Source organism: Methanomassiliicoccales archaeon (assembly GCA_013415865.1).
Taxonomy (GTDB): domain Archaea; phylum Thermoplasmatota; class Thermoplasmata; order Methanomassiliicoccales; family UBA472; genus MVRC01.
This window is the reverse complement of the sequence record CP058896.1, coordinates 1401949-1426056: the sequence shown is the minus strand read 5'-3', so window position 1 is coordinate 1426056 and position 24108 is coordinate 1401949. Positions and strand designations below refer to the sequence as shown.

General features: G+C 53.6%; 28 protein-coding genes and 4 tRNA genes. 10 read left to right on the top strand and 22 right to left on the bottom strand.

Annotated features, from left to right (window positions below):
* Positions 1-238: 238 nt before the first annotated feature.
* A tRNA-Trp gene (locus HPY73_07210) sits at positions 239-410 on the bottom strand.
* Positions 411-584: 174 nt separating this feature from the next.
* Positions 585-712 (bottom strand) — tRNA-Arg (locus tag HPY73_07205).
* Between the two features lie 153 nt (positions 713-865).
* Between HPY73_07205 and HPY73_07200 the strand changes: the two genes are divergently transcribed.
* Positions 866-1432: a nitroreductase family protein gene (locus HPY73_07200; GenBank protein ID QLH75246.1), complete on the top strand. Its 567-nt coding sequence runs from the start codon at positions 866-868 to the stop codon at positions 1430-1432.
* Here the strand turns inward: HPY73_07200 and HPY73_07195 are convergent, their stop codons facing one another.
* Positions 1433-2335: an amidohydrolase gene (locus HPY73_07195; protein ID QLH75245.1), complete on the bottom strand. Its 903-nt coding sequence runs from the start codon at positions 2333-2335 to the stop codon at positions 1433-1435. It lies immediately after the preceding gene.
* Between the two features lie 193 nt (positions 2336-2528).
* Between HPY73_07195 and HPY73_07190 the strand changes: the two genes are divergently transcribed.
* On the top strand, positions 2529-3551 hold the full coding sequence (locus tag HPY73_07190) for a deoxyhypusine synthase (GenBank protein ID QLH75244.1): 1023 nt from the start codon (positions 2529-2531) through the stop codon (positions 3549-3551).
* 27 nt (positions 3552-3578) lie between these two features.
* On the opposite strand, the gene HPY73_07185 is transcribed toward HPY73_07190, so the two are convergent.
* Positions 3579-4154 carry a DUF998 domain-containing protein gene (locus HPY73_07185; GenBank protein ID QLH75243.1) on the bottom strand — a complete coding sequence of 192 codons (576 nt, stop codon included), beginning with the start codon at positions 4152-4154 and terminating at the stop codon, positions 3579-3581.
* A gap of 58 nt (positions 4155-4212) precedes the next feature.
* Here HPY73_07185 and HPY73_07180 point away from each other — a divergent pair, with 58 nt between their 5' ends.
* Entirely contained in the window at positions 4213-4935 is a 723-nt protein-coding gene (locus HPY73_07180) for a VIT1/CCC1 transporter family protein (protein QLH75242.1), read from the top strand.
* Between the two features lie 66 nt (positions 4936-5001).
* On the opposite strand, the gene HPY73_07175 is transcribed toward HPY73_07180, so the two are convergent.
* Positions 5002-5172 carry a hypothetical protein gene (locus tag HPY73_07175; protein ID QLH75241.1) on the bottom strand — a complete coding sequence of 57 codons (171 nt, stop codon included), beginning with the start codon at positions 5170-5172 and terminating at the stop codon, positions 5002-5004.
* A gap of 684 nt (positions 5173-5856) precedes the next feature.
* On the opposite strand from HPY73_07175, the gene HPY73_07170 reads away from it, so the two are divergent.
* Entirely contained in the window at positions 5857-6891 is a 1035-nt protein-coding gene (locus HPY73_07170) for a radical SAM protein (protein ID QLH75240.1), read from the top strand.
* Here the strand turns inward: HPY73_07170 and arcC are convergent.
* Positions 6884-7867 (bottom strand): carbamate kinase, encoded by a 984-nt coding sequence (arcC, locus tag HPY73_07165; GenBank protein QLH75717.1) that lies wholly within the window; start codon positions 7865-7867, stop codon positions 6884-6886. The two genes, HPY73_07170 and arcC, sit on opposite strands and share 8 nt — an antisense overlap.
* A gap of 111 nt (positions 7868-7978) precedes the next feature.
* Between arcC and HPY73_07160 the strand changes: the two genes are divergently transcribed.
* Together HPY73_07160 and cysK are read left to right on the top strand one after the other, a co-directional pair.
* On the top strand, positions 7979-8446 hold the full coding sequence (locus HPY73_07160; protein QLH75239.1) for a hypothetical protein: 468 nt from the start codon (positions 7979-7981) through the stop codon (positions 8444-8446).
* 183 nt (positions 8447-8629) lie between these two features.
* Positions 8630-9544, top strand: a complete 915-nt coding sequence (cysK, locus tag HPY73_07155; GenBank protein QLH75238.1) for a cysteine synthase A — start codon at positions 8630-8632, stop codon at positions 9542-9544.
* A 17-nt stretch (positions 9545-9561) separates the two neighbouring features.
* Here cysK and HPY73_07150 read toward each other — a convergent pair.
* Positions 9562-9634: transfer RNA gene (locus HPY73_07150), tRNA-Ala, on the bottom strand.
* A 119-nt stretch (positions 9635-9753) separates the two neighbouring features.
* Here HPY73_07150 and HPY73_07145 point away from each other — a divergent pair.
* On the top strand, positions 9754-10461 hold the full coding sequence (locus HPY73_07145) for an epoxyqueuosine reductase (protein ID QLH75237.1): 708 nt from the start codon (positions 9754-9756) through the stop codon (positions 10459-10461).
* A 6-nt stretch (positions 10462-10467) separates the two neighbouring features.
* Here the strand turns inward: HPY73_07145 and purF are convergent, their stop codons facing one another.
* From purF to HPY73_07115, 6 genes are all read right to left on the bottom strand, one after another.
* Positions 10468-11874 (bottom strand): amidophosphoribosyltransferase, encoded by a 1407-nt coding sequence (gene purF / locus HPY73_07140; protein QLH75236.1) that lies wholly within the window; start codon positions 11872-11874, stop codon positions 10468-10470.
* Between the two features lie 16 nt (positions 11875-11890).
* Complete coding sequence (locus HPY73_07135) at positions 11891-12058, bottom strand: 50S ribosomal protein L37e (GenBank protein QLH75235.1); 168 nt, start codon at positions 12056-12058, stop codon at positions 11891-11893.
* Between the two features lie 13 nt (positions 12059-12071).
* Positions 12072-12293: a small nuclear ribonucleoprotein gene (locus tag HPY73_07130; protein ID QLH75234.1), complete on the bottom strand. Its 222-nt coding sequence runs from the start codon at positions 12291-12293 to the stop codon at positions 12072-12074.
* 76 nt (positions 12294-12369) lie between these two features.
* Positions 12370-13536 (bottom strand): YkgJ family cysteine cluster protein, encoded by a 1167-nt coding sequence (locus HPY73_07125; GenBank protein ID QLH75233.1) that lies wholly within the window; start codon positions 13534-13536, stop codon positions 12370-12372.
* On the bottom strand, positions 13463-14743 hold the full coding sequence (pyrC, locus tag HPY73_07120) for a dihydroorotase (GenBank protein ID QLH75232.1): 1281 nt from the start codon (positions 14741-14743) through the stop codon (positions 13463-13465). Before pyrC ends, HPY73_07125 begins: the two co-directional genes overlap by 74 nt.
* Positions 14743-15336, bottom strand: a complete 594-nt coding sequence (locus tag HPY73_07115) for a TIGR00296 family protein (GenBank protein ID QLH75231.1) — start codon at positions 15334-15336, stop codon at positions 14743-14745. Before HPY73_07115 ends, pyrC begins: the two co-directional genes overlap by 1 nt.
* A gap of 124 nt (positions 15337-15460) precedes the next feature.
* Between HPY73_07115 and HPY73_07110 the strand changes: the two genes are divergently transcribed.
* Entirely contained in the window at positions 15461-16024 is a 564-nt protein-coding gene (locus HPY73_07110; protein ID QLH75230.1) for a CBS domain-containing protein, read from the top strand.
* A gap of 25 nt (positions 16025-16049) precedes the next feature.
* Here the strand turns inward: HPY73_07110 and HPY73_07105 are convergent, their stop codons facing one another.
* From HPY73_07105 to HPY73_07070, 8 genes are all read right to left on the bottom strand, one after another.
* Positions 16050-16382: a hypothetical protein gene (locus tag HPY73_07105; GenBank protein QLH75229.1), complete on the bottom strand. Its 333-nt coding sequence runs from the start codon at positions 16380-16382 to the stop codon at positions 16050-16052.
* Entirely contained in the window at positions 16357-17553 is a 1197-nt protein-coding gene (locus HPY73_07100; GenBank protein QLH75228.1) for an ArsA family ATPase, read from the bottom strand. Before HPY73_07100 ends, HPY73_07105 begins: the two co-directional genes overlap by 26 nt.
* 105 nt (positions 17554-17658) lie before the next feature.
* Positions 17659-17768, bottom strand: a tRNA-Met gene (locus HPY73_07095).
* A gap of 12 nt (positions 17769-17780) precedes the next feature.
* Positions 17781-18524 carry a 30S ribosomal protein S3ae gene (locus HPY73_07090; GenBank protein QLH75227.1) on the bottom strand — a complete coding sequence of 248 codons (744 nt, stop codon included), beginning with the start codon at positions 18522-18524 and terminating at the stop codon, positions 17781-17783.
* 156 nt (positions 18525-18680) lie between these two features.
* On the bottom strand, positions 18681-18962 hold the full coding sequence (locus HPY73_07085) for a DUF749 family protein (GenBank protein QLH75226.1): 282 nt from the start codon (positions 18960-18962) through the stop codon (positions 18681-18683).
* Positions 18963-18973: 11 nt separating this feature from the next.
* Positions 18974-19825 carry a CoB--CoM heterodisulfide reductase subunit B gene (gene hdrB, locus HPY73_07080; protein ID QLH75225.1) on the bottom strand — a complete coding sequence of 284 codons (852 nt, stop codon included), beginning with the start codon at positions 19823-19825 and terminating at the stop codon, positions 18974-18976.
* Between the two features lies 1 nt (position 19826).
* Complete coding sequence (gene hdrC, locus HPY73_07075) at positions 19827-20336, bottom strand: CoB--CoM heterodisulfide reductase subunit C (protein QLH75224.1); 510 nt, start codon at positions 20334-20336, stop codon at positions 19827-19829.
* Between the two features lie 173 nt (positions 20337-20509).
* Positions 20510-21319, bottom strand: a complete 810-nt coding sequence (locus tag HPY73_07070; protein QLH75223.1) for a LysR family transcriptional regulator — start codon at positions 21317-21319, stop codon at positions 20510-20512.
* A 118-nt stretch (positions 21320-21437) separates the two neighbouring features.
* Between HPY73_07070 and HPY73_07065 the strand changes: the two genes are divergently transcribed.
* The gene (locus HPY73_07065) at positions 21438-21908 is read left to right on the top strand and encodes a hydrogenase maturation protease (protein ID QLH75222.1); all 471 of its coding nucleotides are present in this window, start codon (positions 21438-21440) and stop codon (positions 21906-21908) included.
* 3 nt (positions 21909-21911) lie between these two features.
* Here the strand turns inward: HPY73_07065 and HPY73_07060 are convergent, their stop codons facing one another.
* On the bottom strand, positions 21912-23183 hold the full coding sequence (locus tag HPY73_07060; GenBank protein ID QLH75221.1) for an insulinase family protein: 1272 nt from the start codon (positions 23181-23183) through the stop codon (positions 21912-21914).
* A gap of 114 nt (positions 23184-23297) precedes the next feature.
* Between HPY73_07060 and HPY73_07055 the strand changes: the two genes are divergently transcribed.
* Positions 23298-24074: a proteasome assembly chaperone family protein gene (locus HPY73_07055; protein ID QLH75220.1), complete on the top strand. Its 777-nt coding sequence runs from the start codon at positions 23298-23300 to the stop codon at positions 24072-24074.
* Positions 24075-24108 lie beyond the last annotated feature (34 nt).

The window sequence follows — 24108 nt, the reverse complement described above, 5'->3', positions numbered from 1 at the left end:
GGACCGTCTAGTACGGTCTCTTTTAATAAACTGGCCATATTGTAAAGGATTAATGTTGTCGCATAGCAAGTGTGATTAATGACCGGACGGTATGATAAATAAGGGGGGGGAACATCAATGAGATGAGCGGGACATAATTCAATTATCTTAAGCTATTAAGCTATAGTCTATAAAGATTACATCAAAGAAATCGATTAAAACGTCCAAGGTTTAGAAATCTTGGACCTTGATTGTAATGTGGGGGCACTGGGATTTGAACCCAGATCAGCGGGTTTCTTCCACGCAGGGAGCTACCCTGCGCGAACTAATGGGTCATCGCTCCAGTTACTCATCACCGGATCAGAAAACCCGTTAGCAATCACACCCAATTAACTGGAGCCCGCGAGGATACCTGACTACCCCATACCCCCAGTTGTTCAGCGTCAACGCTTACGCATCTTCTGTGCACGCTTGCGGCGTCTCATCTTCTTCTTGCGCCACTTCCAGCGCTGCTTGCCTCTCTTCTTCCAGGCGCGTGAACTTCTCTTCATTCAGTCACCAATATTTTTGCCCTGATTGAATCGGCGTTTATTAACTTATGCCTATGGCGGGCCCGTCGGGAGTTTCGCCCTGTTGTTCCAGGGTTTCGAACCCGAGACCACTGGCTCACCTCATCGGGCCCGTAGGACCGATTTAGAAGGCCAGTGCTATATCCAGGCTAAGCCACGGGCCCGCATCCCCCTCGATGGCCTGCTCGCATTTAAATCTTTATGGTCCTTCTAGGCGCTCCTCTTTTCGAGGACGGACGATCCCTGATGGACCATGGCTTCGTCATGACCCGTAATCATTATGTCCGGTCTGGTAGGATACTATCGAAGGTGGAACTATGAATGTCGATGAGGCGGTGCAGAAAAGGAGGGCAAAGAGGGCGATATCCACCAATGATATTCCGATAGAGTTCCTTGGCAAGATGGTGGAGGCCATGCGGTTGGCCCCGTCATGCAACAATCAACAGCCCTGGAGGGTGGTTGCGGTACGAGGCCAAGAAAGACTTGCCGCTCTCAAGGAGGCCTTGACGAAGGGGAACAGATGGGCCACAAGGTCGCCTATGGTCCTCGCGGTGTGCGCCAAACAGGACGACGACTGCCAGCTGAGCGACAATAGGAATTATTTCCTGTTCGGATGTGGCCTTGCGGTGGGCCAGATGCTCCTGCAGGCGACCGAGCTTGGGATCATAGCCCATCCCATAGCAGGCTATGACCCGCTGAAGGTCAAGGAGGTGCTCAAGGTCCCTCACGAGTATGTAGTGATTACCCTTGTCATATGTGGCTACCCTGACACCGACATGTCCTTGATGTCGGAGAAGCAGATAGCGGCGGAGGCGGAGCGACCGGTGCGCAAGCCCATCGGTGAGAACTTTTTCAAGGATGAGTGGGGCGTGCCTCTTACCTGATCAGAGCCTGAAGATGCGCCTTGCGTTGAGGCCGAGTATCTTCTCCCTCGTCCCTTCATCGCAATACATCTCCTCCCGCATGAACATGCACCATCTCTGATACGGATAGTTCAGGTCAAAAAGCGGCCAATCAGAGCCGAACATGACCCGGTCAGGCCCTACCTTCGTGACCGCCTCCTTCAGCCTGTCGATGACCACCGACGGCTCCGACGGCAGCCAACCTTGCAGGGCTGAACAATCGGTATACATGTTCGGAAATTCAGGGGCCATCTCATAGGTGTCGTTCCGGTACTTCCCCCCCAGATGTGCGATGACCACCCTCAGGTCCGGATATCTTTCGAGGATGGGCCTCATGTGCAACGGTCTGCTCCTCTCCTCCTGGAGAGGCCCCCAGCTGGCCCCGGCATGCGTCACGACAGTTAGGTCCATATCGTTGGCTTCCTTCCAAAAGGCCGCTATCCTTTCCTCGGAAGGGTACCAGCCGGTCGGGGGATAGATCTTGATGCCCTTTGGTTCGAACTTGGAATGGTATTTCCTCATGAGCGATATCGCCTGCTCTCCCCTGGAGGGGTCGATCCCCATGAGCCCGATGAGCCTGTCGGGATATCGCGCGCAGCTCTCGAACACCCAATCATTGTACTCCTCCACATCCTGTTTGGGCTTGGCCACGACCCCGAAATCCAATGGAAGTATGATGGCCTTGTCGACCCCGGCGGAGTCCAAAGATTCCAAAAGGCTCTCCGGCCTCACCTGGGACTGAGGGAACATGTCCTCCTTGTCCTTCTTCAGGTCAAGGAAGTCCGAAAGCGCAAGCCAGGGCTCAAGATATGCCATTATGATCTCGTCCGGAAGCATGGACCTGAGCCAAAGGTGGACATGTGAATCGATCATCATCCGCTTCAACAGGCCACATCGATGGAGGGACGACTTATATCTTGCCATTAAAAAAGAGGTAGACTATAAGATTGGACCGTAGGCTGTCTGGACGGTCGAAGGAGATGATAATTTTAAGAGATGTACCAATATTTCATCAATGCGAGCTTTCACTTAGTACTTAGGACATCGAGGCAAGAAGTGAAAGGCCCGAGGTGAGACCATGAAGAAAAAGGATCTGTTGAGGAAGGAGGTCAAGCATGTTGACGCGACGAAGTATGACTCCACGCCGATCATCGATAGCATGCGCGAGATGTCTTTCTCCTCAAGAGACACAGCAAGGGCCGCCGACATCCTGAAGCTGATGCTCGAGGACAAGGACTGCACGACGATATTGACCTTGGCCGGAAGCACCTCGGCCGGAGGCTGCATGCAGGTCTATGCCGACATGGTCCGTTATAACATGATCGATGTGGTGGTCGCCACCGGTGCATCGATAGTGGACATGGACTTCTTCGAGGCGCTAGGTTTCAAGCACTATCATGGGACGCCCTTTATCGACGACCATATGTTGAGGGATAATTACATAGACCGCATCTATGACACCTTCATCGATGAGGAGGAGCTGCAGAAATGCGATGCCACGGTACAAAGGATAGCGGACAGGCTGGAGCCAAGGCCATACTCCTCCAGGGAGTTCATCAGGGAGATGGGGCGTTATCTGACGAGGAATGCCAAGAAGAAGGGGTCGTTGGTCGAGCTCGCGTACAAACATGATGTCCCGATCTTCTGCCCGGCGTTCTCGGACTCGAGCGCGGGTTTTGGACTGGTGATGCATCAGCATAAGCATCCCAAGGAGCACGTTTCCATCGACTCGGTGAAGGATTTCTACGAGCTGACGAAGATCAAGATGGCCGCCAAGACCACGGGGCTGTTCATGATAGGCGGCGGGGTCCCAAAGAACTTCGCACAGGACACCGTCGTCTGCGCAGAATGCCTCGGCGTCGAGGTCCCGATGCACCAGTACGCGGTCCAGATAACCGTGGCGGATGTGAGGGATGGTGCCTGCTCCAGCTCAACGTTGAAAGAGGCGAGCTCCTGGGGGAAGGTCCAGACCACCTATGAGCAGATGGTCTACGCTGAGGCCACGACCGTTGTCCCCCTTATCTTCAGCTATGTCTATCACAATGCCGACTGGAAGGGCCGGAAAAGGCATGCCTGGGCGAAGTTCCTGGACGGACAATGAGTACTCCTTACAGCTGGGCCAGGACCATCATTTTTCTTTCGTGCTGATCTCGGCCGACATCAGATGGCCGCTCATCGCCAGGACCCATCCCATCACCGGATAGAATATCATGCGCTCCATGCCTCCGGGCCCGAGCCCCAGATAGGTGTCTGAAACGTACAGGGCCATGGCCACCAGGCTTAGGGTCCCGAGGACCAGACCTGCAGCCCCGATCGTGCGCGGAAAGACCTGTATCGATGATATTGCAGCGAGCCCAGCGAACCCGAACGCGATGGCCGAGACGATGAAATGCACGCCTTCCACATCCTCATTGAATATACCGACACCGACCGCCCCTGCGCCCGACAACATCAGCAGCACAGGAAAGGTCTTCCGATCGGTGCTTTTAAAGAGAAGGTAAGAACCGCAGATGCCCAATGCGCCGAACAGCGAGACCGATGGGTTGAATATGTACGCGGAATCATACTCCCAGAGGCCAAGGTCAGAGATATAGTTCTCAGAAGCGCTGTATCCAGGATATTGCGTCTCGGCTATGATCATGAGTATCAAGAACTGGACCGCGCCGATGAAGATCAGCAGGCCCGATTTAGACCTGAGGTTCATGCCCGACATTTGACCGGTAGGGTGATAATCATTGCTGTCATGTGGTCGTCTAGATGACATGACCGGAACGGAAAGACCCCACATCCTTTCAATGAGGAAGGGGCATTTAGGCAAGAAAATGGAGGGCAGGGGGCGCTCTCTCCTTACCGTGCTCACGCCTAGCGATACGCTCTCGGAGATAGTTTACGGGGTGATAACCGCCCTTGCGGTGACCAATGCCCTCTGGTTCACGTTGGATGGCAGGGAGTCCGACGCTTTTGTGATCACCGCGACCCTCCTGGTGAACGCTGCATGGGGCATCTCCGACTCTATCATATACCTTCTGAGGGCGGCTGTGGACAAGAACGCTGCCTATAGCGACCTCCATTCCTTGAGGGAACTCACCGAGGAAGAGGCGAAGGAGATGATAGATGCGAGTCTGGAAGGTACTGTTGTCTCTGCCCTTCATCCTGAGGACAGGCGCAAGATCGTTGATGATATTTACATGCATTCAAAGAAGACCAGACCTGTCAGGTCAGGCCTGGACAGGTGGGACGTCATCGGAGCCGTGGCCTCGTTCCTTCTTTACGTTCTTGCCGCGCTCCCTGTCCTCATCCCGCATATCTTCCTGATCGGACTATTGACCCCTATAATACTGAGCAACATCATCGGGATCGTAATAATGTTCTTCATCGGATACGTCTGGGCAGGAAGGGTGAGGGGGCCAAGGTTCAAAGCAGGGGTGATAATGGCAATGAGCGGGGTAGTAATGATAACGATAATCACCCTCGTGGGAGGTTGACATGCATATCGGGATTATGGCGTTGCCACTACATCGATGCAGCCCACCCTTCACCTACCTCGCTTCTCATGAGAAGAGATGCGGGTCAAGGATGTCGTGGTCAACGGTACCGTCATACATCGGCATGAAAACGTCCCGTGAGCCGCATTTGGGGCATATGTGGAGCATCTTCATCCCGATCATGACCTCCCATATATAACCACATTCTCCGCATTGGAGCACCCTGTCGTAGAGCATCGCCCTCGTCCTCCATTTTGTTTTTTCCCCAGGTTCTGGATGACAACGTCTTTCATAGCCTCTGGCCCTAAGGTGCGCTGATGCCCATGGATAAAAAAAAATCAACACCAAAGGTGGCAGCGCCTTTTAAGGCCCGGATAAACGACCATGAAGGCCGACATCTCTCCTTCACCTCGGTACCACGGTCTCGTGGTCACTATTAATTTCACACTACGATGGTTAAATACATTCTGATATATCGTTCGATTTGGATCGTTATTAATTAAAATGTGTAAAATTTAACGATTTAAATATAAAAATATTCTCTATGGAACAATTGTAAAAAATTAGTCATAAACAAACGATGACACTCGGAATCTAAGATGTCGGTGTGAATAGGGTCGATAAGAACGATGCGCATTCCAAGAAGGGTGATATCACATGCTTTCATAAGGTGGAGACCTGACCATTTCTTATTGGCCCAAGGACGAACAGCATGATCTATATTGTTGTTAGAAAAGTCGGAGTTCTGGACCGCCAGCGTCCTGAATGAAATTTGTCCGCTCTGTGATGTTTGAGAAACCTGCGCATCATGAGATTAAGGGATATCAAAAGGACCGGACCGGAGACGGCCCGAACGTGCCCCATATGAGCGACTGAGGGAAGGGAAAAGGTTCAATATGATGTTGCACCACGTTCATATCGATGCCCCCCGGCCTAGCTCGATACCGACAGATACTCAATGGAAAAAGCTCGGCGAGATATCTTCATTGCAGGTCTGTCCAGGTCGATGATCATATCCAGCTCTCACTTGATGAGAAGGTGAGATTGCATTACGACATGATGTCCGACCTTCAAAAAAGGATCGAGACCGATGGAGACGTCCAGATCAAGAGGCCCAACCTCCTTGACCTCAAGTTATCCATAGCGAAGGACATGATAAGGAGCTGCCGTTTCTGTGAGCATAGGTGCGGTGTCGACAGGGCGTCGGGAAAAAAGGGCAGGTGCGGAGTGCTCGGACCTAGGATATCGAGCGCATTCCTGCACATGGGCGAGGAGGATGTCCTGGTACCATCTCTTACTGTCTTCTTCTCAGGATGCAATCTCCGATGCATCTACTGTCAGAACCATGATATCAGTACAGACCCGTATTCTGGGAGTGAGATTGAACCACGTAAAATGGCCGATATCATCGAACAGATGGCATCTGGAGATGGGCAGAGACGCCGCTTCAGCATGAAGGCCAAGAACGTGAACTGGGTCGGGGGGGAGCCCACACCAGACCTCCATTTCATCCTAGAGACCCTCTGCCATTGTTCAACTAACATCCCCCAGGTATGGAATTCGAACATGTACCTGACGGAAGAGGCCATGAGATTGTTGGACGGTGTCGTGGATGTGTATCTGACCGACCTGAAATATGGGAACGATGAATGCGGAAAACGGTTATCGATGGTGGACAGGTACATGGAGGTGGTTACGAGGAACCATCTGATAGCATATTCTCAGGCCGAGGTGATAGTGAGACATCTTGTATTGCCAGGCCATGTCGACTGTTGTACCCTGCCTGCCCTGGAATGGATAAAGGACAATATCCCTGGGGCCTTGGTCAACATCATGGCCCAATATCGACCTATGTACTTGGCCTCCTCGTTCCCTGGGATGGACAGGTACATAACCTCAGATGAGTTCGATAGAGCGGTCCAACATGCCAGGGGGCTCGACCTTGATCTCATCTGACATCAACATCATTTAGAACGATGGTGCCAGCCTCGCCCCTTAATGCATCCCTTGCCCTCTCTGGAGAGGTGATTATGCAGAGTCTTCCTCCTGCCTCGACGAAATCGATGGCGGCCTCGACCTTCGGCCGCATGCTGCCCTTGCCAAAATGCCCCTCTGACAACAATTTTCTTGCTTCCCTCGTTCCGATCTTCCCGATCGGCCTTCGTCCTGGTCGTTCATGGTCAACGTAGGCGTTGTCCACATCGGTAAGGATGAGGAGGGTGTCCACACCGAGGCAGGTGGCCAGCAGTTCCGCTGTATGGTCCTTGTCGACGACGGCCTCTATTCCCTTCAACCGACCGTCGATATCCCTTACCACGGGGACCCCTCCCCCTCCGCCGGCGATCACGATCGTCCCGCTATCGAACATCTTCCGGATAATGTCCGACTCTATTATGTCCAATGGCCTGGGTGATGGAAGGACCCTCCGATGACCGCGACCCGGTTCTTCCATCATTGACCAGCCCTTCTCTGCAATGATCTGTTCCGCCTCTTCCTTCGTGTAGTAAGGACCTATCGGCTTCTCTGGTCTTTCGAACGAGGGGTCATTGGGATTGACGACGGTCTGTGTTATCACGGTGGCCACCGGTATGTCCATGTCTTTATCCTCGAGCTCGTTCCTCAACGACTGCTGCAGCATATACCCGATCATGCCTTGGCTTTCGGCACCGCAGATGTCAACAGGCATCATCGGAAGTCGCCCCTTGGCAAGTTCGTTCTTCAGTATTATGTCGCCTACCTGAGGGCCATTTCCATGGGTCACCGCGATCATCCGACCTTCCTTGACCATATCCACGAGCGTCGCTGCCGTCCGTCTCACATTCCTTAGCTGCTCCTCGGCGGTACCCCTATCCTTGTAACGGAGGATGGCATTGCCGCCGAGCGCCACCATCATGCTCTTTACAACGCGGCCTCCCTCCCTGCATGCCTTCATCATTTGGTTTCCTCTTCTATCATACATTCAAGCGCAAGGTGTATGAATGTTTCATGACCGGTGCCAAGTTGTCAAGCGTAGCTATAATAACGGTCCAAGCGTTGATGGTGTGTGAAATATACAGAGAATAAAAGGCCCTGGACGGTCCTATTGCTGACGGCTCTCCTCGTCATCTATGGTATCATGGGAATAGTCTCGGGCGTTATGCTCATCGTTGACCCCTCGGGGGGCCTTCTTGGTTTCACAGAGGAATATCGTGAAAAGGTCCCGTTCAACAGCTTCCTGCCGGTAGGATTATTTCTTTTCTGCATTTATGGAATAGGCCCATTACTTTTGGCCTATGGCGCCATTACCAGGAAAGAGATGGCCTTCGAATGGGCCAGCGAGATGACAGGGAGGCATTGGTCATGGACCGGAGGACTATCGCTGATGGTGATCCTCGTGGCCTGGCTGCTCGTGGAAGGTTACCTGATCGGACTGGATTTCGCCGCCACCTACTTCACAGTGGCATTTGGTGTCGCCATTTTTATCGCTCTTATGCTTCCTGCCAACGTAAGATATTACAAAGGGGCCCGGTGAGATCTGGCCCTTCAAGTTCGCAGATCAGGAGGTCAGGGTATTTCCATAGAGCATGTTCATCGGTGCTACCCCTGGTCATCGGCATGATCGCCAACAGATGGGCCCTTGCCTTCGTCCCTGCTATTGCAGGACCAGGGACCAAATTATTATCCAAGCTCCCCGATTACACCGCGAGAGAAGGACATGAAAAGGTCATCACTAGATGTCAAGGAGACAATATTGGATGCCATCGGCAACACGCCCATGGTCAAGATCAACAAGCTCAATCCTAACAAAGAGGCGACCATTTATGCCAAGGTCGAAGGGTTCAATCCCACTGGGAGCATAAAGGACCGGATAGCCCTGAGCATGATCCAGCAGGCCGAGGAAGAGGGTAAACTGAAGAAAGGTAAGACCATAATCGAGCCGACCTCTGGGAACACTGGAGTGGCCCTCGCGATGATCGGGGCCATCAAAGGCTACGACGTGGAGATCGTCATGAGCGACAGCGTGTCGGTGGAGAGACGCCAGATGATCAAGGCCTTTGGTGGGAAGGTCACATTGAGCGAGGGCAGATATGGCACCGACGGGGCGATAAGGCTCGCCAGGGAGCTGGTCAGGAAGAACCCTGACAAATATTTCATGCCCGACCAGTTCTCAAATGAATACAACAAGATGGCCCATTACAAGACCACTGGGGATGAGATATGGAGGCAGACCGGCGGACGGATCGATTACTTCGTCTCTGCGCTCGGAACGTCTGGGACCATAATGGGGGTAGGGAAGGCCCTGAAGGAGCATGACCCCAACATCAAGATAGTGAGCGCCCACCCAGTTAAAGGGCACTATATCCAAGGGCTGAAGAACATGGAGGAGGCCATCGTCCCGGCCATTTATGATCCCGACCAGATAGATGTCACGATCATGGTCGAGACAGAGGCCGCCTATGAGATGGCCCGTCAGATCGTCAAGAAGGAGGGAATATTTGTTGGAATGAGCAGCGGTGCCGCGATGTACGCCGCCGTCGAGATAGCTAAAAAGATCGACAAAGGAGTCATAGTGACCATATTCCCCGACAGAGGAGAGAAGTATCTGAGCACGAACCTGTTCTCAGTGTGAGAAATGTAAGGGAGAAGTGGACAGGGGGGGATTTGAACCCCCGGCCTCTACCATGCCAAGGTAGCGATCTTCCAACTGATCTACCTGCCCGGTGGGATTGGCAACATGATTGTCATAATTAAATGTTTCCTACTTCAGCCTGGCATATTAAATTAGGACTGGGGGCCACATCGGCAAACATTATCATCAACTTTACAGATTTCATGTTTATGTCATTAGAGGGCGCGATAAAGAGGTCAATATCAGGGGAATATGACCTCTTCGGTATAGCCGACCTGAGGCCTCACAAGGAAAAGAGGATAAGCTACGGTCTGGACATTGCGCCATATGATTTTGCGATATCGATAGGCATATCTCTTATGGACGATGTCGTCGACCTTGTCCCATCCAGGGATGATAAATGGGCGGCGGTGTCCTATCAGACCCATGCCTATGATATCATAAATGACCGATTGGATGCTCTGGCCTCGAGGATCGCCACGGTGATCCAAAGGGCAGGACATAGGGCCATGCCGGTCGCCGCCTCGGCCGTTGCGGACGATAAAGAGCTCAGGGGCGTAGTGTCACACAAGATGGCCGCACACCTTGCCGGGCTGGGATGGATAGGGAAGAGTTGTCTTCTTGTTACTCCAGAGAGAGGGCCGAGGGTCCGATGGGCGACGGTCCTCACAGATGCGCCCCTGAAGGCCTCCGGAAGACCCATGGCCTCAAGATGCGGCGAGTGCACGGCCTGTGTCAACGCCTGCCCGGTCGGTGCTTTCACGGGACGCGAGTACATCGATGGTGAGCCAAGAGAGGCAAGGTTCGATGCCTACAAATGCGACAGATATCTGAAACAGAGGGAGAACCAGGGCATGTTGAAGGTGTGCGGGATGTGCCTGTACATCTGCCCGTACGGCCGCAGAAAGGAAGAATGAGCGGTCCTAGGACAGCTCGAGCTTCTTTTGGAACCTCATCTTCTCACCAGCGATGCTCGTAGGATACTCGCCGGTTATACAGGCAAGGCAAAGGTCGTTCTCATCTACCTCTAACGCCTGGACGAGGCCTTTCAAGGACGTGTATCCAACGCTGTCCGCCGTGATCAACCTCGCTATGTCCTCGAAAGTGCGATTGATCGCAGCGAACTGCTCCCTCGTCTTCATGTCGATGCCATAGTAGCATGGGGCTATTATCGGAGGACATCCTATACGGACATGGACCTCTTTCGCTCCGGCACGTCTTGTCATCTGGACTATCTTCCTCATCGTCGTTCCGCGCACGATGGAGTCGTCCACGATGACTACCCTCCTCCCCTTCATCGTGGAGATGATCGGATTCAGCTTGAGAAGGACCCCCTCGTCCCTCTGTGTCTGTTCCGGCATGATGAATGTCCTTTCGATGTATCGGTTCTTCATGAACCCTTCCTCATATGGTATGCCCGAGGTCTCAGAGAACCCGAGGGCGTGCGCGCGACCTGAGTCAGGGACGGCCACGACCACGTCGGCATCGGCCGGCTGCTCCTTGGCGAGTATGTGGCCGAGGTTCTTCCTCACGCGGTACACCTCCTTTCCATCAAGAACGGAGTCGGGTCGCGCGAAGTACACCCATTCGAACATGCAATGTGCCCTGTGGGAAGGGCTCGGGGTCTTGGTCGAGGTGAAACCTGTATGGGTCAGCTCTACGATCTCGCCCGGCGCGACGTCCCTTACGAACTCGCCGCCCATGACATCGAAGACCGCCGACTCGGACGCTAACGCATATCCCTCCGGGAACCTTCCTATGCATAACGGTCTGAAGCCCAGAGGGTCCCTTACACCGAACACCCTGTCGCCGACGAGTATGGTCAATGAATAGGCCCCCTCGATGACCTTCATGACATTCTTGATGGCCCGGACAGGGTCTGGGTTCATGGAGAGCTCTGTGGCCATCATCCTCACTATGATCTCAGAATCGGTGGTGGTGAGGAAGGCCCAGCCCTCTGATTGGAGCCTCTGTCTCAATTTGTCTGCATTTACTATGTCGCCGTTGTGAGCAAGCGCGATGTCACCGGCCATCGTGGTCACGGTTATAGGCTGACAGTTCTCGGAACAGCTTGAACCGGTCGTGCTGTAGCGGACGTGCCCTATGCCCTTGTTCCCGCTCAGGGCGTTGAAATTGTGGCCCGATAGCACCTCATGGACAAGGCCCATCCCTCTCAGATATCGGATCGACCTGCCGTTGGAGACCGCTATGCCTGCGGCCTCCTGACCTCTGTGCTGAATGACCCTAAGTCCTTTTTTCAAGTGGGGGACGGCGTCACAGGACAATGCGAACCCGACAACCCCGCAGAAGTGTTTCGGCGCGTCCTGCATTATGTGAACCTCGGGCTCAGTGCGTCTTTGCCCAGTTATAGTGCCTGATCTTGGTGGTCTTCCCGTATCCGCATGAAGCGCAAACGGAGGACCTGACGTTGTAGGCACGCCTGCCGCACCTGCGGCAAGGGATGTGAGTCTTCCTGTCGCCCATCTTTCCGTGCGCTGCCGTTCCCTTCGTCATTGATTACAACTCCTTATGGTGAAATGAAGATGACATTGTCCCCGCGGACGATCGTGATGTTGAGCTTCCTGACGACCTCCCCTTTGATGAGCTCCTCGGCGTTCTTAAGTACGAGGTTCATGTGCGGGTCGTAGCCATCCAGAACGCCGCGGTACTCGCGGTTTCCCTTCAGCTCCACCATGACCTGCTTATTGATCGCCTGGTTGAGGACGTTCAGAGGTTTCTGCAAGCTCATGCACCGTTTTTCCCGATGAACCCTTCACTATTTGAAGGTTATTGTAAATGATGGCCATTCAAACTCTGTCCAAGCATCAGATGAAGGCGCCTATGGTCGGCGCGTCCAGTCGGTCCATGTCGTAGTATATTATTCCCTCTCTTATTCCCCTTGCGTCGAGCTCCGTTCCGAACACGTTGGAGATAAGGGACGCCCTCCAGAGCACCTCGAGGGCAGAGGTGGCAAGTACACCGGTATAAATGTTCGACATATAATCCTCATAGGCGTATTCGTCCATGAGATAGTACGCATTGCCCAAAATGCTGTCCCTTCTGTTCAGCATAGCGATGTATCCCTCAAGTACCTTTTTTCCATCGGGCAGCGCACCTTTGAGGACGATCGAGGAAGGGTCTATGCTGCTGATGTGGTCCAGGTCGCCCTCATCGGTGAGAATGTATCTCTCTATCATCTCGTCCTCGAAACGGAAAAGGTTCCAGCTGAGGTCCTCCGCAAGGTATATCGGAGCGTCGAACGGGTCTGCAGAGCCCAAGGAGTCCCTCGCGGCCTCGGTGGCCGCCTCGTTCAGCTCTCTCATCCTTGTTCCATCGAGGGGCATGTACCTCAGAGCACCGATCTCTACCTTTTCCTCTTCGGCCGACGCCTCGAGCAGCGAGGATATGAACGATAGGTCCGACATGTTGCTCACTATCTTGGCAAAGGCGGACCTTAGCTCAGTGGGCCTGCAGTCACACTCCATGTCCAGGCAGTTCTTGAAGAACTGCCTGTGGACCTCATCGGCCTGTTCGAAGGTCGAGCGTAATGCGCGATCATTATCAGCTATCAACCTGGCACCTATGGAGGTGCAATCCTCCCCCTTATCGGCCCAAACTCCTCTGCAGGAAAGGTCAAGCTCGACCTGGACCCTGTTGCCCACATAGATGTGGAAGGGGAACTGTCTGCAATAGTGCGGCCTCATGTTGTATATATCACAGCGCCTGTTGTTGAGAAAGGAGCAGGAGCCGACCTTCTTCTTCAACGACAGCGCGAAGTGCTTATGAGGGTGTTTTTTCGCCACCAGCCTGTCTGAGTGATGTTTTCGGAAATAGGTCACCTCTTGTTCTAACAGCTCGGGCTGGCATAGGCAGCAGAGCCCGCATCCGTCAAGGCATGAGAACTTTTTACCATCGAGCTCACTGAGATCGACCTGATAGCTGTTGAGAGGCAATGACGTCCCTTCCTTTCCTTTCGCCCACGATGTTCCCATCCCTTATTAACTCCTCGCCCCTCAGGAACACCGAGACCGGGAAGATCGCATCCCATTTCTCAAAAGGGGTCCAACCGCATTTGCTGTGCAGGTCCTCTCCTCTGATCCTGGTGGTCCTTCCAGGGTCGATCACCATCAGGTCCGCGTCATACCCAGGTTCGATCCTTCCTTTTTTCAGACCGAATATGTCCCCCGGGTTATGGGCCGCACATTTCACCAGAACGGACATGTCCAACTTCCCTTTCTTCACCAACGATAGCATGATCGGGACCATCGTCTCCACCCCCGGTACCCCGGACGGTGCGGAATTGAACTCCTGGGCCTTGTCCTCCAGCGAGTGAGGGGCATGGTCAGAGGCCAAGATATCGAACCTTCCCTGCTGGAAAGCGGCGAGGACGGCATCGCGGTCCGTCCCTTGCCTCAAAGGAGGGTTGACCTTTCCCTTCGCCCCAAGTTTAAAGTCCAGGTCGAGAAGGGCATGATGCGGGGCGACCTCTTTGATGAACGCCCTGCCCTTCAATGCCATCATGCCTTCCACGCTCGACACATGGCATATGTTGACCCTTGTCTGTTCATTGAGCCTGGCTAGCCTCTCGATCGCCGATGCCTCCGCCTTCGAAGGCCTGTTGACCGCGTGGTCCGCCAATGATGTGGCGAGGTCCTTCTTGATCATGTGCTCCTCTTCCGCATGTACACTGAGCACCTTTCCTTTTTCCTTTGCCACCTCGAGCGCCCTTTTGATGTCCTCGTCCTTGGTCACCAATATGCTCTGGGTGGAAGAGCCCATGAACATCTTGTAGCCTATCGCCTCCTTTGCCATGGACCCCATATCATTGTTGGGCGTGACCCCGGCGAAGAGGCCGAAATCGATCCACGATCTCCTGCTGGCCATGGACCTCTTCTCCCTGAGAACATCAAGGGTCACCGTTGCGGGCCTGGTGTTCGGCATGTCGAAGGCGCATGTGACGCCCCCGAAGGCGGCCGAAATCGAGCCGGTTGAAAAGTCCTCCTTGTCAGTGAACCCAGGTTCCCTGAAGTGAACGTGTGCGTCTATGGCCCCTGGCAGGATGACCATGTCCCCGTAATGATATTTCCTATCACCATCGAGGCTCCTTTTCACTGCCGCGACCTTTCCATCCTCGATGCCTATGCAGCATTGCTCAAGACGGCCTTTGAACCAGGCACGCCCTTCCAACACTATGTCCATCACTTCAGCTCCTTACGGGAGATCCTTCCCTTCGGGGCCTCTTCTGCGAAGATCTCCGCCTGGAATCTATAGACGCGGCAACCGGGGTCGAGCCACCTGTCGGGGGTCAGGCCTGCCTTTATGCACGTCTGCTCAAGAAAAGTGGTCGCGTCCCATTTCCATTCGACCGGCACCTGGGGCAGCAACAGACCTCTGAAGGGACCTCTCTCCATTATCAGACCATCGATGCCCACCCTTACGATCTCAGGCAGCTGCTTCCTGTCTTTGACCTTTATCTCCTCGGGCGGTGTCAATATCGATACCTCTACGACGATCTCCGTAAGCTCGTGCTTCTTCAACGATGGGAACCTTGGGTCGTGGCATGCGGCCTCGGCCGCCCTCATGATCGCCGCGCCCAAAGGATATATGGGTTCTGGATAGCCAATGCAGCCACGAAGGTCCATCTCAGGATATTTCTCAAGGGTCACGAAGACGCCTCGCTTTTCCTGGAAGCTGCTTGGAAGGAAAACGTCCCCTCCGGCACCACCGGTGACCTCGGCCTCGACGGCCTGCCTAGCCAACCTTACCGCGGTCTGTCCCTCGATGTCGTTCATTCTTATCTGTATCCAATTTTCCTGGTGGGATTTATCACTTATGGAGGAACATGGGCATTTTCCGATGGGGCACGACCGAACCTCGTGGAATATGTTTATCGTCGATGGGATACAATAGTCAATCATGAAGAACGACGTCAGGGAGATACTTGTCGAGGAGATCATGAGCAAAAGACCTCGCACTGGTGCGCCGGATATGACCGTTCAGCAGGCGGCCAAGGTGATGAGCGCGTCCCGTGTCGGCAGCCTGGTCATTGTGGATAAGGACGCCCCGATAGGAATATTGACCGAACGTGACTTCGTGAACAAGATCGTGGCGGAGGGGAGAGACCCTTCAAAGGTCCTTGTAAGAGAAGTTATGTCGGCCCCGTTGCGAACGATCGGCCCGGAGACGAAGGTCACAGAGGCGGCAAAGCTGATGTCCAAATGGAAGGTGAGGCGGCTACCTGTAACAACTGAAGGTAGACTGGTAGGCATGCTGACAGAAAATGACATACTGAGGCTGTCGCCGGCGTTGATCGATGTGACGAGGGAATGGTCAAGGATAATGACAGGTGGTAGGTCCATGGTAGAGGGCGGTACGACCTCCGGCTATTGCGAGATATGTGGTGGTTACTCGCAACAGTTGAGGTTGATGGAGGGCGACCTGATATGCCCTGAATGCGCTGAGGACCGGGGCTCGGAGTGACCCGACCACCAGCCTTTTAAGGCCCTTACTGGAGCTCGATCTTCTTCATCTTCGGCTCTTTCGTTTTACCCTTAGAGGTGGTCCTCCTTTCGATCTCCTTGATCTTCCAATCGATCAGGGCACGCCCCATGAGAAGGACCTCCTTCTCGATGTTGTGAATGTGGACTTTGACCTCCTTGGGCACCGATCGCTTTGGTATCGCCTTCTCGACCGCCTGGACGAACTCCAATCCCGATTTCAGGAGGTGCTGCGAGGATTCTGCGTTGATGAAACTGTCCATAACAGTCCCCTCATCCTCTTCGACCTGCGGCCCCTCCTCTTCCATAGGCCCCTCAGACTTCTTTCTGCTCCTCGGCATCCTTTTCCTCCTCCTCAAAATAGACGAGCAGACGCCCGTCCTTGAACTCCGCTCTTGTTGTGTTCTTCCTTACCAATGCGTAAGGGAGGACGACCGAGCGTTTGTACCATCCTACCTTTACTATCAACACATCGTTCGATTTATATAACTCTACCTCGGGCTTCTCGGTGTAGGGGAGCTTGAGCGATATTATATCCATACCATTCTCCCTGTATATGAGCATGGATTTCTCCGTCGAATAGATCTGCGAAGGGTCCTCCTTGCCGAATATGTTGTCCCCTAGTATCTTCAATGCATCCCTTCCGACGACCTCCGTCTTGAAAAGGTACGACCTCAGCTGCTTGACAGGACCGAAGGACTCTTGGATCAATTCCATGTACTTCTCTTGCTCCTCGACCTTTTCCCTTGGATATTGATCATAGCTGTCCTCAGGAAGGAGCCTGTTGATCACGATGGCCTCGACGGTCAGGTTATAGAGCGAAAGGTAGGTAAAGGCCCTTTTCGTCTCATTTATCACCATCTTTTCGGGGTTCAGAACCAGGCGGATGGATGTTATCTCTGGGTCCTGGAGGATGTCCCTGACAAGCTTCATCCTGTCCCTTATGCTCTCTATGTCCTCCAAGAAGGCGTTCGAAGGGAGGGGCGCGTTCATGAACTTCCCGACGGTCGCACGTGCCAGCTTTATGAGGTTCTTGAATATCCGATAGACCTTCTCGAAATAGTAGTCAGACACCTCCGGGAAGCTAAGGAGCCTGAGGGTGTCGGCCGTCGGGGCGGTGTCCATCACGACAACATCATACTCTTTGGTCTTGTAGAACTCCTCGACATAGAAAAGAGCGGACATAAGCTCCATCCCAGGCCACACCGCCATCTCCTTGGCGTTGATCGGGTCCAGCCCTTGGGATTCCATGAAATCCGAGAAGTACTTTCCCAGTTCCTTCCATCTTGTCTCCATCTCATGCAGGACGTCGATCTCGATCGCGTATAGGTTCTTCTCGACCCTCTTCACCTCGCCCGAGAGCTCGATGTCAAGCGAATCTGCGAGGGAGTGAGCGGAATCTGTGCTGACCGCTATGGTCTTATATCCCATCCTCGCACACTTGATGGCGGTTGCGGCCGATATCGAGGTCTTGCCAACGCCGCCCTTGCCAGTATATATTATAAGTCTCAACTGTGCACCTTTTCAGTGCATTGATGCGATCAGTACTTGAAACTGACCATAGATACAGAGCATTGTACTAGGGCAAATAGGCCTAGAAAAGAGATCAAAGGTAGGTGCCGGGGATGGGCTTTGAACCCATGACCTTCGGATTTCCTCGGAGCGAGGGTGTGGTGTCTCTTAACTCCCTATGAGTCCGACGCTCCACCAGGCTGAGCCACCCCGGCACTGTTTATCGTTCACTGCTCCTTCTCTTCGGATGGTTCCTCGATGACCTCTGACTCTGTCGCGGTCGCCTCGGTAGAAGGCTCTGTTGCCTCGACGGTCTCCTCGGTGACCTCCTCGACCTGCGAGACGATGGGGGTGTCCTGACCGCCCACGCCCATCTCGAGCACCTCGGTCTTGCGGATCTCCACCCTCTTTATCGGCACTATGACCTTGCTGACAGTGGATAGCCTCTTGGCCATCTCTCCTGTTATGATGCTCTTTACCATATCCGAGAGAGCCATCTCAGCGCCCATGCGGTTCAGCTCTTCGGTCATGAGCGTGCGTACAGCCGTCTCCTGAGAGGATTGGATTCTCTTCTCGGTAATGCTCATCGGCTTTATCCTCAGAAGGTATCCGTCCTTCGTGCGCACATCTATGACATGGTCGGTCTTGGTCCTCTTCCTCCTTGTCAGGCGGCGGATGTAATCGCTCGTCAGGTCCTGGCCAACGAACACGGTGTGGGCATCGAAACCGCGAACCTCGCTGACCTTGAACTTCAGGAGGACGTGCATCTTGGAAAAGTCGCCAGTGAGGTCGTGGACCGTTGCATCGACCCCACGGTTCAAAAGGTTCGCGGGGTCCGAGCTCGGGGTCTCGCCGAGAAGGACCTGATTGAACATCTTAGGGGCATAGAGCTTGTACCACTCCTTCGCCTTCCACTTGTCCTTGACCTTCCTCGCGGCGGGCTTTGCAGCCTTTTTGTTATCGGTAGCCATGTGAATGTCTCTCCATCAAATTGTGCTCAAGGCAAGGTGGGAAAAGAATGTTCCTATTAATAGATTTCTTAGAAGGAGGATTATTATCATATATATCTGAATAATAGGCCAGATGGTTCTTGGCTACGAAATCCGTAAAATTTTGTAGGACCACTTTTATTTATGTTTTTCCTGAAGGACGCGGTCCAACGAGACCCGTGAGACCTCATCCAGCTCTGCGTCTATCTCCTTCAGACCTTTTTCAACCGGGGCCAGGCTCTCGATCTTGTCTATAAAAATAGGATAATAGGAGGTGGTGCCGACTATCTGAAGAACGGCGACCTTGTCCTCGTTCTTAGGATCATACTTCTCCCGATGGGCTTGGAACCTGACGAAGCCTTGCAGCTCCTCAGGAAGCTCAGCGTGATTGTAGACCCCGACCAGATGAGCTTTGTGCAAGTTCAACCTCTTCAGAAGTTGACCTTGACCTGGTGCGCCTCAAGACCAAGCTCGTTCTTTGGCATGCCAAAGGCGAGGCCATACAGCTGCGCCAGATGTACGACCGGTATGTCGTATCCCTTTATGTCCATCTGGGACCTGTCGAACTGCAGGTGGCAGAACGGGCAGACGTCGATTATGTAATTGGCCCCTGCCGCCTTTATGTTCTTGAGCTTCTCGGCCGTGAACTCCGCCGCGAGGGCAGCGTTCCTGCTCCTCACACCGCCACCAGAGCCGCAGCACATCTGTTTGTCCTTGTAGTTCAGGCTCTTGGCCCCGGTCCACTCGATGAGCTCATCGAGGATGTGCGGTCTCTCAGGGTCATCGATGTGCTTTATCTTGCTTGGCCTCACGAAGTGGCAGCCGTAGTGGGCCGCAACATTCAATGCCAACGGGTTCTTGACCTTCGACTTGACCTTCTCTGCTCCGACCTCGTTGTAGAGCACCTCTGCGAAGTGGCGGACCTTTGTTTTACCAGAGTAGTGCAGGCCTACCTCGGCGAGGATCTCGTTGACCTTCTTCAGCTTTGCATGGTCCTCATGCAGCATATGGGCCACGTCGTAGAGCGAGCCATAGCAGCCGTTGCATATCGTCATGATGTCGACGCCCTGCTTCTCGGCGATGGCGAGGTTCCTTGCGCCCAATGCCAGCCAGGTTGCCTCATCGAAGGATCTGACCACACCGGGTGCAGGGCAGCAACCGGCGCCTTCCAGGTCCACTAGGTCGTAACCGAGCTCCTTGAATATCGTCCTGGTGGCCTTCTCGATACCAGGGTATCTGAGCGGTGCGATGCATCCGAGGAAGAATCCGTATTTCTGTCCCATCTTAGTTCCCTCCTAAGAGCTTGTCGAATCCGGTTCTCCTCATAATCTTGCGGAAGTCCTCCATGGCCTTCTCATTACCAGCAGTGGTCGGCGGGTTGGCTGGAAGGCCCATGTCGGCCCGTAGCTTCCTCATGTCATCGCCGAAGGGCACGGTCGCTCCGACCTTCATCAAGGAGGCACCGATCTTCTTATGGGCCTCCGCCATGTATCCCTTCTGGACGGCCATGTTCCTCATCAGCAATATGATGTCGACGATCTCGACGTCCCTCGGGCAGCGCTCGACACAGGAATAACAGGTCGTGCACATCCACAGCTCGTCGCTTCCGAGAATGTCATCTTTCAATCCGAGCTGGGCCTTGCGGATCAGCTGCCTTGTCCTGAACGCCGTCCTTCTCCCCGAAGGGCAGGATGCCGTGCAGGTCCCGCACTGGTAGCAGAGGTCTAGCGTCTTGCCGCCGGCCTTCTTGACCGCCTCGGCAAATGCCATGTCAGGTTCCCTAATATTTGACATTGAGTCCACCTTGGGTCCTGTCACCGGTGCGTTCGTATTTAAATCCTGCTTGAAAAAGCTCCTTATTTTACCTAAAAAGGTAAATGCCATTTCTTTCCACCTGCCTCGGCACCGTGGATCAGGTTATATTAATAGATTACAACGAACCTTCGTATATTACCTTAATAGGTAATTCAATTTCGAAGTGTCCGTTTTGACATCTCCCTCAACAGCATATTAATCTTGGGGGATTCTGACCAATAGACGGCCAAGATCTTATGCTTCAGAAGGTCGGGGTCTGTCGAACTCTTGAGGTCCAGGCCTTTCCTCATGGCAAGGCTCTCATTGACGAAAAAGCTCATGTTGGACCTGATCAATGATGATAGGGAGTGCTCCTTCCTCTCCAAGCGATATTGCACACCTTTTGTGTCCAGGTACCTGAAACCGATGCGCTGTGCGCCGAACTGATATACCCCATAGGCCAGGCCCCTTTCCACATGTAGCATGCGGTCCTCGGCGACCTCTTCCCAAAGAATATCGTCCATGTCATAAGCATAAAGAGGGTCGTCGAGCACCACCAGGTCCATCATCCTGGCCTTGAAGTCCCTCATGTTCCTTTCATCGGTCGATATGATGAGGTCATAGTCCTCTGGCCCGATGACCGAGGAAAGGGCGGACAGGACCAGCTCCTCTGTGATGACGGTGCAGCCGACAACGACCTTGCCAGTTTGCCTCAGCTTTGCCTTGAGCGCGATGAACTCTTTAGCGATCTCCTCCCCGGTAGAATTCAGCACCGTCCCTTTGGGCCCTGCCCTGACAAGCTCCATCCCCACCTTCGCCTCGACCTGATGTAGATATCTGTGCAGCACTGGCGTCGAGATGCCCAATCTCTTTGCCGCGGCCTTCTGGCTGCCGGTCTCGTATATGGCCTCGATGACCTCGAGCTGATGGGTGGTCAGGGACCTGTCGTTGACTACGAGCGCGACGGCCGGTTCCAGCTTCACGGGAATGAATAACTTCGACCGGTTATATATCAGATTTCAGAACTCTACGGCCGCAGCAATTTTTAAGCGATGCATTGATAGAAACCCTTTTTACTGCAGGCACGTTCGAGGTCATCCGATGAAGGCCCCGGTCCTAGTCCTTGGAATAGGCAGCCCGTTCGTGACCGATGACGCCCTCGGGTTCCGAGTGGTGAATGAGCTCAGGAAGATGGATGTCCGCGGCGTCGACCTCGAAGAAGCGAGCGTCAGCGGGCTGGACCTGATCGAGGTCATGTTGGACCATGAAAGGGTCATCGTTGTAGATGCGATCCTTACCGGGGCCTTTCCGCCTGGTAAGGTCATGGTCCTTGGCGAGGACAGTCTTGAGGCGACGGTGCACGGTGTGAACCCTCACGAGGTGAACATCGGTACCACCATAGCCTTAGGAAGACAATTGGAACCGCAACGTTTCCCTAAGGAGGTCGTTTTCGTCGCCGTCGAGGTCAATGACGTTTGGACCGTGAGCGACAGGATGACGCCCGAGGTGGAGTCTGCCATCCCGGAGGCGGTACAGACCGTCCTGGACCTTGTAGAGGGAAAGGAGGTCTGAGGTTTAGAAGTCCATCCCTTTCATCTTCATTGCCAGCTGTTTACATTCTTTCTCTGGCCCATGTAGCGCCACGCAGAATTTGCTGACCTTCATCAGGTCATCGGCGGCCTGGAGCACCGCTTCTTCTGTCACCTTGTTGAACTCCTCTATCATCTCGGTTATTGTCTTCACCTTACCGGTGAGGGTGTAGCTCTCTGCAAGCCAATACATCCTGTTCTCTGAGCTCTCCAGCTTCCTTACGAACATGCCTTTGACCCATCGCTTGGCCCTTTCAAGCTCGCCACGGTTCAGACCTTCGGTCTTGAACTCCCTGATCTCCTCTGCGAAAAGGTTCACAACCTTCTCCGCATTCTCGACAGATGATGAGAAGTAGGTCTCTATAAGACCACAATCACTGTATGTCTGCGGGAACATATGGATCTGATAGACCAGCCCCTCTTCCTCTCTTATACGCTGATATAATCTTGAGCTCGTGCCGGCCCCTAATATGATGGCTGCGAGCGAGGCGGCATGCCTGTTCTCATGGCTTGCGGCGTAAGATGGGAACCCCATATCAACATATACCTGCTCCCCTTCCTTAGGGAAAACGTTTATTGAGGAATGGAACCTCGGAGGGGTCCTTTTCCTGACGTCCTTTGACCGGGGGATGCCGTCAAAGCTCATTGATGCCCATCTGTTCACCTGACCAACATCAATGTTCCCGCATGCGACGATGAAGACGTTTGGCCTTCGATAATGCCTTTCATAAAAGGCGCGAAGATCGTCTGGAGTGATGGACCTGACCCCTTCTATGTTCCCTGCCTCAGGATATGACATAGGATGCCCGCGCCATGCCGTTCGGTCAAGGAGGACGCCTGCGAACTCCTCTGGTTCGTCCTCCAACATGCTGATCTCCTGCGTGACCACACTTTTCTCAAGATCGACATGCTCATCATCGATCAAGGCGTGGAGCATCATGTCGGTGAGCAGGCCCTCCGCGACATCTATAGTCTCGTCCAATGAGAATACATGATATGATGTGAGCTCCTTCGTGGTAAAGCCGTTCAGCTCGCCGCCCGCGCCCTCGATCATATCAGCTATCTGCTTGGCGCTTTGGTCCTTGGTCCCCTTGAACATTATGTGCTCCAAAAGGTGCGCTATCCCGCATTTTTCCTTATCCTCGTCCCTCGATCCCACAAGGACGTTGACGGAGATCGCTGCCGATCTGAAATATGGCGTCCTCTCAGATATTACAGGGATACCACCGTCAGTTTGATGGATAGTTATCTTTTCCATGACCACGACAGTGTATCACGCGGTAAGATATTTCTTAGCTTTGAGCCAAGAATAAGATAATTGACATCTTATTTTATATCAAGGGATGCCGGTAACCATCAATTAGTGAGGAATATGGGCGCGCACATTGTGGATTATGGCGGGATGTTCCTGCATGAGTTCAAGGACGCTCATCTGTCGAATTGCATCTTGGTCGTGGCATTTCCAAGCATCGGACTTGTCAGCTCCATCGCCGCGAATTACATGGTCCGGACCATGAAACTTGAAAGGATTGCGACCATAGTTTCAGATGATTTCCCGCCCTATGCGATCTTGCAGGACGGCATACCGACGCATCCAGTAAGGATCTATGCAGGGAAGAGGTCCTGCGATGGGCTGGGGGGTGAAAGATGCGATCAGATAGTCGTAATACTTGCTGAGTTCATGCCAAAACCTGAGCTCATCAGGAGGCTCGCTGATGTTATAATCGAATGGGGGAAACACAAGGGCGTCGATTATATCGTAACGTTGGAAGGTATCAACGCTCCTGGGGATGAGGTACAGCCGCTTGGTATCGGCACCTCACAAAGGACCAGGGAGATAATGGATAGTTACCAGATAAGAGCGATGCAAGAGGGCATGGTCACTGGGATATCTGGTATGTTATTGGCCGAGGGCGAGAGGCTCAACACCGATGTGATCTGTCTCCTGGGGCCTGCCAAGGCCGAGATACCTGACGCAAGGGGGGCGGCGAAGCTCCTGGAGATAATCGGCAAGATGCTGCCCGAGCTGAAGATCGACCCAGTTCCGCTGCTGAAGGAGGCTGAGTCCATAGAGGAGGGGATGAAGGCCGCGATCGAGAGCATGAAGCAGCCGAAGAAGCCTGCGGACACGTCCTTCCTATATGGGTGAGATGAACCACGGGAGGTTCAAGGATTTATCATCT

Bases quoted from the DNA above. Each gene is read 5' to 3' on its own strand.
- HPY73_07200 (QLH75246.1), top strand. From the start codon at position 866: ATGAATGTCGATGAGGCGGTGCAGAAAAGGAGGGCAAAGAGGGCGATA.
- HPY73_07190 (QLH75244.1), top strand. From the start codon at position 2,529: ATGAAGAAAAAGGATCTGTTGAGGAAGGAGGTCAAGCATGTTGACGCG.
- HPY73_07185 (QLH75243.1), bottom strand. From the start codon at position 4,154: ATGAACCTCAGGTCTAAATCGGGCCTGCTGATCTTCATCGGCGCGGTC.
- HPY73_07180 (QLH75242.1), top strand. From the start codon at position 4,213: ATGACCGGAACGGAAAGACCCCACATCCTTTCAATGAGGAAGGGGCAT.
- HPY73_07175 (QLH75241.1), bottom strand. From the start codon at position 5,172: ATGCTCTACGACAGGGTGCTCCAATGCGGAGAATGTGGTTATATATGG.
- HPY73_07170 (QLH75240.1), top strand. From the start codon at position 5,857: ATGCCCCCCGGCCTAGCTCGATACCGACAGATACTCAATGGAAAAAGC.
- arcC (QLH75717.1), bottom strand. From the start codon at position 7,867: ATGAAGGCATGCAGGGAGGGAGGCCGCGTTGTAAAGAGCATGATGGTG.
- cysK (QLH75238.1), top strand. From the start codon at position 8,630: ATGAAAAGGTCATCACTAGATGTCAAGGAGACAATATTGGATGCCATC.
- HPY73_07145 (QLH75237.1), top strand. From the start codon at position 9,754: ATGTCATTAGAGGGCGCGATAAAGAGGTCAATATCAGGGGAATATGAC.
- purF (QLH75236.1), bottom strand. From the start codon at position 11,874: ATGCAGGACGCGCCGAAACACTTCTGCGGGGTTGTCGGGTTCGCATTG.
- HPY73_07135 (QLH75235.1), bottom strand. From the start codon at position 12,058: ATGACGAAGGGAACGGCAGCGCACGGAAAGATGGGCGACAGGAAGACT.
- HPY73_07130 (QLH75234.1), bottom strand. From the start codon at position 12,293: ATGAGCTTGCAGAAACCTCTGAACGTCCTCAACCAGGCGATCAATAAG.
- HPY73_07125 (QLH75233.1), bottom strand. From the start codon at position 13,536: ATGGGAACATCGTGGGCGAAAGGAAAGGAAGGGACGTCATTGCCTCTC.
- pyrC (QLH75232.1), bottom strand. From the start codon at position 14,743: ATGGACATAGTGTTGGAAGGGCGTGCCTGGTTCAAAGGCCGTCTTGAG.
- HPY73_07115 (QLH75231.1), bottom strand. From the start codon at position 15,336: ATGAACGACATCGAGGGACAGACCGCGGTAAGGTTGGCTAGGCAGGCC.
- HPY73_07110 (QLH75230.1), top strand. From the start codon at position 15,461: ATGAAGAACGACGTCAGGGAGATACTTGTCGAGGAGATCATGAGCAAA.
- HPY73_07105 (QLH75229.1), bottom strand. From the start codon at position 16,382: ATGCCGAGGAGCAGAAAGAAGTCTGAGGGGCCTATGGAAGAGGAGGGG.
- HPY73_07090 (QLH75227.1), bottom strand. From the start codon at position 18,524: ATGGCTACCGATAACAAAAAGGCTGCAAAGCCCGCCGCGAGGAAGGTC.
- hdrB (QLH75225.1), bottom strand. From the start codon at position 19,825: ATGGGACAGAAATACGGATTCTTCCTCGGATGCATCGCACCGCTCAGA.
- hdrC (QLH75224.1), bottom strand. From the start codon at position 20,336: ATGTCAAATATTAGGGAACCTGACATGGCATTTGCCGAGGCGGTCAAG.
- HPY73_07065 (QLH75222.1), top strand. From the start codon at position 21,438: ATGAAGGCCCCGGTCCTAGTCCTTGGAATAGGCAGCCCGTTCGTGACC.
- HPY73_07060 (QLH75221.1), bottom strand. From the start codon at position 23,183: ATGGAAAAGATAACTATCCATCAAACTGACGGTGGTATCCCTGTAATA.
- HPY73_07055 (QLH75220.1), top strand. From the start codon at position 23,298: ATGGGCGCGCACATTGTGGATTATGGCGGGATGTTCCTGCATGAGTTC.